Genomic DNA, 11,942 nt, shown 5'->3' on the forward strand with positions numbered 1-11,942 from the left:
CTATGGCAAATACAGGGGAAGCGGCTAGTACAGCGTGAGGCTGACCGGTGCGAGTCCTTCAATGCGCCCGCTCGCCGTACCCGCCGTCTTCGGAAAGAACATGCCGGTGTATGAACCGGCCGTGATGACCATCTCAGGCGTCACGGCAATGCCGCGCGACGTGGCGTGATTGACGAGCCACGTCAGCAAGCGCCGCGGATCGCCGGCCGGATTGGCGGGCGTGGCTTTAACCACATCCTGTCCGTCGAAATCGAATTGCAGCGAAGGCGCCACGAACGGAAAGTCCTCGCGATACGGCGTGAACTCGCCCACGATCAGCGCGCCGTGATTCTGCAAGTCCGCGAGTTGAGCGAGCTTGTCGATAGCGGGCCACCCGGCGTAGCGGCTCGCCACGATTTCGATGGTCGCGCCGATCGAGCCGATACTCGCCAGCACTTCGGCCTCGCTATACGGCTTGGCGGAAACATCGAAGCGCCGCCCGAAACGAAACGCGATTTCCAGTTCGAGCCCCAAGGGCGTGAAGTCTTCGTGCGGCAAACGGGCGCCACCGGCATGCAGGTCGAGGTCGGGTAAGGGCGCGCCCTGGATTGGACCGCTCTCGGACTTCGCGCCGATTTTCCAACCGGCGATCCGCGCGCCGCATGCGCCCAGGATCTCGTGCTGGATTGCGTAGGCCGCGGCGGCATCGGCTGGGATTTGCTCGGGCAGCAACGTGTCGAGCGTGGCGTGATTGCGGCGTGCGTCGGCGAGAAGCCGGCTGAGTGCTGTCGTCATAGTGTCATGAAGCTGAGAGGGGAAACGGCGCGGCGTGCTCAAGCGCCCATTCCCGTGGCGACATGCGCTTTGTCAGCCGCGTTGAGCGCGAATTTGCTTTCCGGCTGCATGCGGAACGCGAGCACCACGCCGATCGCCATCAACAGCATGCTGCCGACGAACGGCAATTCCCAGCTGCCGAAGTAGTCGATCAGAAAACCGCCGACCACTGGCGAGATGATCGCGGCCAATGCCGAGCCGGTGTTCATCATGCCGCTCGCCGTGCCCGAGTATTCCGGCGCGATGTCCATCGGAATAGCCCACATCGGACCGATCGTCATTTCGGCAAAGAAGAAGCCGGACGCGAGACACGCCATGGACAGATACAGGCTGTGCGTGAACATCAGCGGAATCAGCGAAAGCAGGCAGAAGAACATGCAGACCGACACCATCCAGCTACGTGCGCGCTTCAGGCTGCCGGTGCGCGTGAAGATCCAGTCGGTCACGATACCGCCGAGCGTGTCGCCGATCACACCGGCGAAGAACACCACCGAGGCGAAGATCGCCGACTTCTGTAATTGAAGGTGATAGCTGTGCAGAAAGTATTGTGGAATCCAGCTCAGGAACAGCCACAGTGTCCAGCCGTAGCAGAAGTACACGATCGTGACCGGCCACATGCGCCGAAACAGTTTGCGCCACGGCACGCCGGCGGCTTTCGGCTTGGGCGCGGGCAGCACGGCGAGTTCGTCGCTCGTGATACGCGGATGGTCTTTCGGATGTTCGGTAAACGTGAAGGCCCACACGGCGACCCACAACAAGCTGAACACGCCGCAGATATAAAACGATTCGCGCCAGCCCCAGGTCGCCATCACGAGCACGATCAGACCGGGCGCCACCGCATTGCCGATCCGCGACGCCGCGTGTGTGATGCCCTGCGCGAAGCCGCGTTTTTCCTTGGCGACCCAACGCGCCATCGCGGATGTGGCGGCGGGAAACGTCGCGCCTTCGCCGAAGCCGAGCAGCACGCGCGCGGCCAGCAGCGAAACCAGGCCGCCGGCGAAACCCGTCAGCAAAGTGGCGACGCCCCAGATCGCGCCGCAAAAGATCAGCGTGCGTTTCGCGCCGAAACGATCGCTGACCCACCCGCCGATAATCTGAAAGATCAGATACGGATAGGCGAAGGCCGAGAACACCAGGCCGACCTCCGTATGCGAGAGATGGAATTCCTTGCCGAAACCCGCAGCCGCAGTGCTAACGTTGACGCGGTCGAGGTAGGTGATGAAGTACATGATGCAGAGCATCACTAGAACGATACTGGTCGCACTGGTCACACGAAACCGCTTCATCGTCTATCTCCATTGCATGTGTCGACGGCGGGCCTGAGATGGCGCGCTGCGTCGTTGCCCGGCGGCGGCTTGCGCCGCGGGACCATTGCATTCGTTCGTGCCGCGTTCTGTGCGCGGCTTCGTGAGGGAAGTGCTCCCCGCCTTCCCGGTTCCGCAAGTCGCTGCTGGCTGTGCTTCGCTCGATGCCCCAAAGAAACAGTTCGGGGCGTACTCAGGCGGCGGCTTTCAGGCCGGATGCCTTCGTCGGCTGGCTCAACCACTCCATAGCGGCAGGTAAGCCACTTTCCTTGAGCGGCACGCCTGCGAGCCGCAGACCCATTTCGCAGCCGGCCAGCGTGGCCAGCAGCATCAGGTCGTTACAGTCACCGAGATGGCCGATGCGGAACATGCGCCCTTTCATCTTGCCGAGGCCCGTGCCGAGCGACATGTCGAAGCGTTCGTAGATGAGCTTGCGCACCGCATCGGCGTCGATGCCGTCGGGCATCATCACGCCCGTGAGCACCGGGCTGAACACCGACGGATCCGCGCACTGAATTTCCAGGCCCCACGCACGCACGGCGCGACGCGTCGCTTCGGCGAGACGTTCGTGACGGGCAAACACGTTGTCGAGCCCTTCGCCGAGAATCATTTCGAGCGCTTCGTTAAGGCCGTAGAGCAGGTTCGTGTTCGGCGTGTACGGCCAGTAACCGCTCTTGTTCATCTCGACAATGTCGGTCCAGTCCCAGAAACTGCGCGGCAGTTTGGCCTGCTTGCTGGCGGCCATGGCTTTCGGCGAGATCGCGTTGAAGCTGATGCCCGGCGGCAGCATCAAACCTTTTTGCGAGCCCGAGACGGTGACGTCGACGCCCCATTCGTCATGACGGTAGTCCGCACACGCTAGGCCCGAAATCGTGTCGACCAGCAGCAAGGCCGGATGACCCGCGGCGTCGATCGCACGGCGCACGGCGGCGATGTCGGAGGTCACGCCCGTGGAGGTTTCGTTGTGCACCACGCACACGGCCTTGATTGCGTGTTGCGTGTCGGCACGCAGACGCTCCTCGATCATTTGCGGCTGCACGCCGCGACGCCAACCTTCAATGCCCGGCAGCCCGAGGAACTCCGGCTTCAGCCCGAGGCTTTCCGCCATCTTTTTCCACAGCGTGGCGAAGTGGCCGGTCTCGAACATCAGCACGTGATCGCCGGGGCTCAGCGTGTTCGACAGCGCCGCTTCCCATGCGCCCGTACCCGAGGCCGGGTAAATCACCACAGGTTGCTGCGTCTTGAAGATTTTCTTGATGCCGTCGAGCACCTTAAGACCGAGTTCGCCGAACTCTGGACCGCGGTGGTCGATAGTCGGGTAGCTCATCGCCCGGAGGATACGGTCGGGCACCGGGCTCGGACCCGGGATCTGCAAAAAGTGACGGCCAGCGGGGTGAAAGTCTAGCTTGAGCATTGGGCTCCTCCGATTGAATTTTGCATTCAAAAAACTATATCAGACGATCCGTGACGATCCCAAGGCGAAAATTGCGTGTCGTCACCGGTGTTTACCCGCGCTGTTAACTAATCTTTCAGCTTCCGATAAAATCCGAGTTAATGGATGTTGAGGACTTTTGTATGCAAAATTCGGATTTCGAGGCGAGCATCGCCGCTTCCCCGCTGATGCCGAAGGTCGAGCGGCAGCGCTTGCACGACACGGTGGTGGAGCACATTCGGCGCTTCATCGTTGAAGGCGTGCTCGAGCCGGGCAAGAAACTGAACGAGCGCGAGCTGTGCGAAACGCTCGGCATTTCACGCACACCGTTGCGCGAGGCGCTGAAGGTGCTGGCCGCCGAAGGGCTGATCGAGATTTCGCCGAATCGTGGCGCGTCGGTGTCGAAGATGTCGGAGGCCGAATTGCGCGAGACCTTCGAACTGATGAGCGGCCTCGAAGCCTTTTCCGGCGAACTGGCGGCCGAGCGGATGACGGCGGCTGAACTCGCCGAGATCAAGGCGCTGCATTACGCCATGCTCGCGTGCCGCGCGCAGAACGATCTGGCGGGGTACTACAGCCGCAATCAGGCGATTCACGACAAGATCAACGAGGCGGCCAGGAATTCAGCACTGCGGCAGACTTATGTCTCGGTGAATCGTCGCTTGCAGGCGCTCAGGTTCCGGTCGAACTTCCAGATTCCGAAGTGGGACAGTGCAATTCATGATCACGATGAAATGCTGAAGGCGCTCGAAGCGCGAGATGGCAAGAAGCTGAGTGCGATTCTTCGGCAGCATCTGCTCGATAAGCGCGATGCGGTTTTACAGGTGCAATCGCGGGAAGCGGTGGCTGCCTCGCCGCTGAAGACTTGAGGTGAGTTGAGTGAATGCATTGGAGCGCCGGTTGCGTTTGGCGTTAGTGTGAGTTTGCACGTCTGCGCGGATGGCAAAACCTGGCCGCCTAAAATGTTGGCAAGGCTGTGGGCAAGGTTCTTACATCTTGGGCAAGTGGTTGATGCAAAGGGTGTATCGGCCGGTGGGTCACGCATGAGCATGAGCCGCGCCACGGCAAGCTGGTCTGTCGCCTCGGTGCCGCGCAGATTCAGCGCGACCACGATGCCTAACCTCAAACAAGTATTTCCACGGAGTGCAACGCCCGGAGAATCTCCGGCGTTCGTACCCATGATTCGTCGCGGATCGTATCGATCAGGCAGTCTATAAAACAATTCGACACGGCATCGGGGGGCTTTCCGGCACGCGTGATGATGCCGACCGTCGACTCCTCGAGTTGTTCTCGCACGGGGATCGCGCAGAGCCCTTCGTGCGCCGCGCATAGCTCGATGAGCGGCCATGGGAAGATGCTGACCATATCCGTGCGCTTGAGCAGCGAAACGGCGACGGCCAATGAGTGAAGAAAGTGAATGCTGCGCGGCACGGTCAACCCGTACTGCGCGAACATCTTGTACGGCGTCCGCCCTTCCGTTTCAGGATCCAGCGCCACGAGCCAGTCGAGATCGAGCAGGTCGACCAACGACCGGCTGTCCGCACGCGAATGACCTTGCCGCGCGACAATCGCCCGGCCCGAAGAAAACAGCGGCCGGTAAGCGAACTCCGAGCCTGTCGCGCCCGGCGTTTGCCTGCCCACATAGATGTCCAGGCTGCCGTCGCGCAAACGCGGATTGGCAATCGCAGGTAGACCTTCGAAGATCTCCAGTTGGATGCCCGGCATCCTTGCGCGAAAGCGCGTAACAGCCTCCGGGAGAAACGTCATTGTGACCCACGCCGACACGGCCACGGAGAGGCGCCCGTGCGGATCGCCGCGCATCGCATCCACGGCCCGTTGCGCATGTGTTATTTGCGCGACGACGAGGCGCGCATGGACCAGCAGCGTTTGCCCGCATTCCGTGAGTGTCACGCCTGACGATGTGCGCGCCACGAGCTGCATTTGAACGGTCTCCTCCAGATACTGAAGGTTTTGAGTGACCGCCGCGGGCGAGGAATTGAGCAGTCGCGCCGCGCCGCGGACGCTGCCCGCGTCGGCAATGGCGACAAGCGCACGTAACTGATGAATTTTCATTGCACTTTCAGATTAACGGTGCCACCGGCAAACGCTCGTTGGTCTGCGTATCCGGATACGTGTCGGACAACAGCCAGCGCGGATCGACGGGCGAATACGTCATGTGACCGTTCTCTGTCAGCACACCCTCGCCGACGACATCGACCTGACCTGAATCACTGTCCTCGTAATGATGGTAGTGAATGCTGCCCGCATGCGGCCCCCAGACGATGATGTGCCGCTCGTCCCGCCACAGTGGGTGAGAAATCTGGTACTCGGACTTCTCGTAGAAGTGATGCTTACCCCTCGACTCCAAGCGGTGTACGGCGCATGGATGTTCGATGACGCGAGACGAAGTCATAAGCTAGTGCATTTAATAATCGGTGAGACCGCGATGGGGAGCATTGCAGCCAGAATGCGACAGCTGGGATCATATATTTGGGTGACCTATGCAGCGTAATTCTTTTTTTTCGATAGGCTATTCACTCCTGGTATAGTCGAGGCCTGACGCCGTCATCCATCCTCTTCCGTGAAACTATGGCCAGGCCTTTGAATTTTCAGCAGATCCAGGCCTTCCGCGCCGTGATGCAGATGGGCACCACGACTGGCGCCGCCTCGATGTTAAACACGACGCAGCCGTCAATCAGCCGGCGCCTTGCCGAGATGCAGAGTTGCACCGGGCTTGAGCTCTTCGAGATGCACCAAGGGCGTCTTCGGCCGACCAGCGAGGGCAAGCTGCTCTACAAGACCGTCCTGAAGCACTTCGACGGACTGGAAAAGATCGAATCTGCGGTCGCGATCATGCGCAAGTCGGGCACGGGCGCGCTCCGCATAGGCTGCACGCCTACGCTGGGGGCCGGGCTGCTGCCGCAAGTGGTGCGCGCGTTTCTGTCGGAATTTCCGGGCACCTATCTCAACATGCAGACGATGAACACGCCACAGCTAGCTGACCTGCTGCGGCAAGATCTGTTCGACGTCGTGCTGACCACAGGCAAGCTCGATCCGCGAGACTTCGAGCCGGTGATCATCAATACCGTGCCGGCGGTTTGCGTGTTGCCGCCCGGTCACCGGCTGCATGTCGAGCCGCAGATCCATGTGTCCATGCTGCTCGACGAAACGATGCTGTCGCTGGGCGAAGCCGACGACCTCACGATCGAAATCAAGAAGCTGATGCAAGCTCACGGCTTGTCCGACAATTTTCTGATCGAAACCACGTCATCAATCGCAATCTGCGCACTCGTTGCAGCCGGCAACGGTATTGGAATCGTCAACCCCTACGTGGCCAGTACGTTTGCAGGGCAGTTGCTGATCAAACCGCTTGTCCCCACTATCGACGTCGCCGTACAGATGGCCATGCCGAGACACACGGCGCCGTCACTATTGACGCGTCATTTCGTTGACATCCTGCTGACGCACGTCAATGCGATCCGCACGGACCCCGGGTGCTGAAAGTAAGGTTCTGCTGAATTGGGCATAGCTCGGGAATTTAGCGAGCCTGGAACCTCCGTCGCCGCCAGCCTTGCCGCGCTTCTCAGACGAGAGCCGCAAGGCCGACGCTCGCCTATTCAAAACGTGGACCGCTTGAACGCGGCATATCATCGCACGGTACTCTGGGAACGCTTCCACAGATGAAACGGTTAGGTCGTCGCTATCCGCGCTGACAAAGCTATCAAATAAGAATAACTACTATTATCCGCAGCGTTCGTGTATTCGCGCTAATTCGACACCTCAGATTTTTATCCGCTCGATTGCTTCTCCGGCAATGCGTTCATCTTTGCTTTACGCGTTCACCCAAACGGCTCGTTTTCGCACCACAAATTCTCGGATATCGTGGCAGCACGTTCATGACTTCCTGCGCTGAGGCATGCACATCATGCTGCTCATCCCGGCATGCATGCTTCTGACCTACATGACAACTCGTCATGCGCCGGACGAAATTCTAAGAAGGAGTGCAAAGATGACCCGTCGAGCGACCATTGCGCGCGTCAAGGCAAGTCTGCCCGATCTGGCCACTAGCATCCCGCTCGGCGACGCGGCGTTTCATATGCACTGGGGTATGGCCAGTGAGCAGTCGAGCCCCATTCGACACTTGGGTTATACGTCGTTTCTCGATTCGCTCACCGGTTTGCATAACCGCACTTACGTGGCCGAACGCGTTCAGCATTTGCTGAAATTGACGCCTGCGGCGCGCGTCACCGTGCTTTTCATCAATCTCGATTGCTTTGGCAAAGTCAACAACATCGCCGGTTACGAGCTTGGCGACCGCGTTTTGCGCGGCGTCGCGCACCGGCTTGCCGGTCTGGTGAATCATGATGACCTGCTCGGGCGCATCTGCGGCGACGAGTTCATTGTCGTCGTCGATAAGCGCGGCGACGCGTCGGCCATCGGCGAGTTCGCGCTGCGAATCCTGGACCTGTTGAGCGCGCCGCTCGAAATTGCGGGCCGTGAGTATCACCTGGGCGCGTCGATCGGCATTGCCTGCTCCTCCGGTGACGCTCGCGATGCGGACACGCTGATACGCAACGCCGGCTCGGCGATGCGTCGCGCGAAGGAAAGCGGCCGCGGCCGGGTGCAATTTTTCACGCAGGGCTTGCAAGACGAATCGCAACGTCGCTTCAGGGTGGAGGAGTTGTTGCACCACGCGCTTGCTGCCGGTGAGCTGAAGCTGGCTTATCAGCCCATCATCAACAGCGCGTCGCACAAGACGGTGGGCGCCGAAGCGCTGCTGCGCTGGACCAGCAGCGAGCTGGGCGAAGTTGCGCCAGCCGAGTTCGTACCCGTTGCGGAGGATGCCGGTCTGATGGAGAGCATCGGCGACTGGGTGCTGGAACAGGCCTGCGCCCAAGCCGCTCAGTGGCGCAGAAGGATTGCGCCGCGCCTGCCTGTCTCAGTCAACATTTCGCCGCTCCAGTTCAATGAGCGCCTCGTGCGGCACGTTGCCGCGTGCCTCGAACGCAACGGGCTCGATGCACCGGCGCTGCAACTGGAGATTACGGAGCGCGTATTGATGCCGGATGACCCGGCGGTTGCGGCGACGACGGCAGCACTGGCGGGTCTCGGCGTCACGCTTGCTCTCGACGATTTCGGCACGGGCTACGCGTCGCTGTCGTACCTCAAGCGCTTTGCTTTGCACAACCTGAAGATCGATCGATCGTTCGTCGCGGGTTTGCCACACGATAGCGATTCGATCGCGATCACGCGTGCGCTTGTGGCGATGGCTCACGCGTGCAGCATGACCGTCACGGCCGAAGGCGTGGAAACCCATGAACAGGCAACGGCTCTGCGCGAGATGGGCTGCGACATGCTGCAGGGTTATCTGTTCGGCCGTCCGGCGAGCGCGGATAAATTTGCCGGCTCGCTGCTGGGCGCCAGTCGCGCGAATATAGGGCGCGCTACGCAGTAAAGCATTCGGCAACGCAACAATTAAACCAGGAGAGAGACCATGTTCGATGCGGAAATCGCCGCCACGCTGCTAAACCGCTGGGCAAGTCACGCGCCCACGGAAGAATGTCACGCTTACTTGGGCTTGCTGCGCGAAGGCAACCTGCACTTCACCCACAAAGTCGGCTGCATGGGTACACACGGCATTCGCGACACGGGCGTGTGCTGCACTGAATCGCTGTTTTTCGGCGACGGTTCGCGAGCGTTGCGAGTCGGCGCGCCGGACAGCGAGACAGGTTGGACCCGATGGGCGGCGCTGCAACCGCTTCAATGACACGCGCCGCGGCGACGATGGCGGCCCGGTTGCGAACAAGCCTCCACCCAGGCGATTAGTAACCACGAACCGACGTCAGATATGGGGTCTTCGGACGTTATGGACAACAGTGCACGGATAACAGGAACAACACAATGAGGGCTGACGCGCGCGCACTCAATTGCACGGGCACCCGATGCCTGCCGGGGAAGTCTTCAGCCACCGCCACACGTCGCGTCGCTATGGTCACGAGCATATTTATCATGGCATCGTGGACGATTGGCGATGCCTTCGCGACCGAAGGCGGCCTAGGTCGTCCTGTTGCCGGCATGAGTGTCTTTTCCGGAGTCGGCATCGTCGCACCAGAGCCCATCACTGCGGTGAGCATCGAACAGATTTACATTAACGGCTCGATTGGCGGCAGCCGTGAGGTACCGATCGCCGGAAAGACGTCGTTGGGCATCGATGCCCCCGTTGCCTTCACGCTGGCGTCACTGCTGCGTGTATGGGGCGGCGCCGGTGGGTGGGATTTCGCATCCGGCATCACCGTGCCCTATGTCTGGACCGAAGTAACCGCGTCGCTCGCGGTTGGAGGCGCTGGCGCCTCGACGAGCGACCGCGCATCGAATCTATTCGACCTCTATTTCACGCCAATCATCGCCGGTTATCACTTTTCAAACACCTCGCATATTGCCGTCAGCTTCAACTTCTGGGCGCCTACCGGCCACTACGACCCGAATGCATTGGCAAGCCCGAGTCTGAACAACTGGACGTTCGTGCCGCAGGTCGCCTATACGCAACTCGTACCCAAATACGACCTTGAGTTCAACGTTGTCGCGGGCCTGCAGTTCTACACGACCAACACTGCGACCGATTACCACAATGCACCTCTTTTCACGCTCGATATCATGGCATTGAAGAGGCTTGTGAACGGTCTCGGTGTAGGCATCGTGGCCGGAACCGTGCAACAGTTCGGCAACGACTCAGGCCCCGCCGCCGAGCGTCTGCACGGCTTTCGCGGACACGACATCGCACTGGGGCCCGTCATTACCTACGACACGAAGATCAACGGCAAGCATCCATTGTCGGCGAGCCTGCGATGGGTTCCGACAGTGACCAGTACCAACCGCATCAAGAGCACGGCGAGCGTCATGGCGACAGCGATGCTCGCGTTCTGATGTGAAGCGAAGTGAAAATCGGCAGGGGTGGCATCGTCGTCGATTACGACCGATGGCGTTTGAATTCGGTGGGCATTTTTTGCTACCCAAGTGCGCGCAAACCCGACGTCTCGATGGGAATCGACGTGGCGCATGGACTCCGGCAGAACGCCTTTTACGCTCAGATTGGCGGCGCCTGGCGCCAACGACGTACCAACAGGAAGAATGCATGGAACTCAATATCGTCGAACAAGTTGCATTGACGCTGCGACGCGCGGCCGAACACAGACGGCTGGTTCCCTACCAGCAGTTTCACGCCCTCTTCGACCCGATGCATCCGCTGTCCAGCCGGTACGCCGCGCTCGAGAAAGCTGTTGTTCTGCTGGCTGGGGACAGCGGCGTCGACTACGGTGCGCTACTCAGTTTGGCTAATGGACTTGCGGGGAAAGAATTTTATTTGCGCTTCAGGCGCAATAGATTCGACGACTATCTGGCTGTCATCGGCAGTCAGATGCATGAACATTCGTTAAAGAAAAAGAGGTGTCTCGTTGAAGCAGAGCGTGCCCGCGTTTTCGACGATGCAAAGCAGCGGCAACGCTCTGTAGAGAGGGAGACGGCGTGACGAACCACTGGATTGTTTTGCGCATGCCAGCTGTGCCATTGGGTGCGCTTGCCGAAAGCCGTGCGCAGGCAACAGTAACATCGTATTTTCTGAACGCCGCAGGGACGCACGCTGCACCTGTAGGCAACAAGGGCGCAGCCGAAAGCGCTCTATAAATCCCAATCCGCCAAGTAGTCACTTTTCTAACCTGACACAGGATCATCTATGAAGAACCGTCAATGTCGTCGTTCGCATATGCTCCGCTCGGTCCTTCTCGCTTCAGCCCTTGCTAGTCCCGTGTTCTGCGCTCAGGCGCAGGACAGCCCGTCTGCAAGCGCCCCACAAGCAGTCGGCGCTGCTGCGCTCGTCGAAGCGACCGCGCGCGTTGTTCGTATCGATACGCAAAACGATGCCGTCACGCTTCGGGGGCCGCGAGGAAATGCCAACGTTGTCAAAGTCGACCCGGCGGTCGGCGACGTGAGCAAACTCAAAGTCGGCGATGAGGTTCACATCGCCTATGAGGGCGCGTTGCTGTTGTCGGCGGACAAGGTGGATACCAAGGGCATTCGTACGCGCGTCGAAGACCAGGCGACGAACCCTGCGTCGGGCGGTATATCGGTGCAAATGCGACGCGCCGAAATCATCGCCACGGTCCAGAAAATTGACCGAAAGAAGCGGCAGGTGACGCTTCGTGGACCTTCCCGCACGGTGACGCTACAGGCGTCGCCAGAGGTGCAATTGGAAAAATTGAAAGTCGGTGACAGCATCCGGGCCCACTATGCGTCCGCGAAGGCCGTGCAGATCACGCGGAACGGTCAGGCCGTTCAATAGCCGTCAGGGCGGTTCAATCCAGCTTAAGTTGCGTAACGACCCCTGCACGGCTCACTCC

Annotated in this window: 11 protein-coding genes and 1 pseudogene; 7 read left to right on the plus strand and 5 right to left on the minus strand. The window is 60.2% G+C overall.

The window, feature by feature from the left end; translation table 11 throughout:
* Positions 1-24: 24 nt before the first annotated feature.
* From B0G80_RS37665 to B0G80_RS37675, 3 genes are all read right to left on the minus strand, one after another.
* Entirely contained in the window at positions 25-774 is a 750-nt protein-coding gene (locus B0G80_RS37665; protein ID WP_116122732.1) for a 2-keto-4-pentenoate hydratase, read from the minus strand.
* A gap of 38 nt (positions 775-812) precedes the next feature.
* Positions 813-2,099 carry an MFS transporter gene (locus B0G80_RS37670; protein ID WP_116122733.1) on the minus strand — a complete coding sequence of 429 codons (1,287 nt, stop codon included), beginning with the start codon at positions 2,097-2,099 and terminating at the stop codon, positions 813-815.
* A gap of 211 nt (positions 2,100-2,310) precedes the next feature.
* A complete protein-coding gene (locus B0G80_RS37675) occupies positions 2,311-3,531 on the minus strand; it encodes an alanine--glyoxylate aminotransferase family protein (RefSeq protein ID WP_116122734.1) in 1,221 nt (406 codons plus the stop codon).
* 161 nt (positions 3,532-3,692) lie between these two features.
* On the opposite strand from B0G80_RS37675, the gene B0G80_RS37680 reads away from it, so the two are divergent.
* Positions 3,693-4,418: a GntR family transcriptional regulator gene (locus B0G80_RS37680; protein ID WP_116122735.1), complete on the plus strand. Its 726-nt coding sequence runs from the start codon at positions 3,693-3,695 to the stop codon at positions 4,416-4,418.
* Between the two features lie 253 nt (positions 4,419-4,671).
* Here B0G80_RS37680 and B0G80_RS37685 read toward each other — a convergent pair whose 3' ends face one another.
* Both B0G80_RS37685 and B0G80_RS37690 read right to left on the minus strand, forming a co-directional pair.
* Positions 4,672-5,622, minus strand: a complete 951-nt coding sequence (locus tag B0G80_RS37685; protein WP_116122736.1) for a LysR family transcriptional regulator — start codon at positions 5,620-5,622, stop codon at positions 4,672-4,674.
* 28 nt (positions 5,623-5,650) lie between these two features.
* Positions 5,651-5,890 (minus strand): annotated as a pseudogene (locus tag B0G80_RS37690) (hypothetical protein); the annotation flags it as partial.
* 248 nt (positions 5,891-6,138) lie between these two features.
* Between B0G80_RS37690 and B0G80_RS37695 the strand changes: the two are divergent.
* The 6 genes from B0G80_RS37695 (at position 6,139) to B0G80_RS37720 (ending at position 11,884) form a co-directional block, all read left to right on the plus strand.
* Positions 6,139-7,050 (plus strand): LysR substrate-binding domain-containing protein, encoded by a 912-nt coding sequence (locus B0G80_RS37695; RefSeq protein ID WP_116122737.1) that lies wholly within the window; start codon positions 6,139-6,141, stop codon positions 7,048-7,050.
* A 508-nt stretch (positions 7,051-7,558) separates the two neighbouring features.
* Positions 7,559-9,004: a bifunctional diguanylate cyclase/phosphodiesterase gene (locus tag B0G80_RS37700; RefSeq protein WP_116122738.1), complete on the plus strand. Its 1,446-nt coding sequence runs from the start codon at positions 7,559-7,561 to the stop codon at positions 9,002-9,004.
* A gap of 39 nt (positions 9,005-9,043) precedes the next feature.
* Positions 9,044-9,316 carry a hypothetical protein gene (locus B0G80_RS37705; RefSeq protein WP_116122739.1) on the plus strand — a complete coding sequence of 91 codons (273 nt, stop codon included), beginning with the start codon at positions 9,044-9,046 and terminating at the stop codon, positions 9,314-9,316.
* A 242-nt stretch (positions 9,317-9,558) separates the two neighbouring features.
* The gene (locus B0G80_RS37710; protein ID WP_243856340.1) at positions 9,559-10,473 is read left to right on the plus strand and encodes a transporter; all 915 of its coding nucleotides are present in this window, start codon (positions 9,559-9,561) and stop codon (positions 10,471-10,473) included.
* 208 nt (positions 10,474-10,681) lie between these two features.
* Entirely contained in the window at positions 10,682-11,074 is a 393-nt protein-coding gene (locus B0G80_RS37715; RefSeq protein ID WP_116122741.1) for a hypothetical protein, read from the plus strand.
* Between the two features lie 204 nt (positions 11,075-11,278).
* Positions 11,279-11,884, plus strand: a complete 606-nt coding sequence (locus B0G80_RS37720) for a hypothetical protein (protein ID WP_116122742.1) — start codon at positions 11,279-11,281, stop codon at positions 11,882-11,884.
* Positions 11,885-11,942 lie beyond the last annotated feature (58 nt).

It is taken from the genome of Paraburkholderia sp. BL6669N2, assembly GCF_003387275.1.
Lineage (GTDB): Bacteria > Pseudomonadota > Gammaproteobacteria > Burkholderiales > Burkholderiaceae > Paraburkholderia.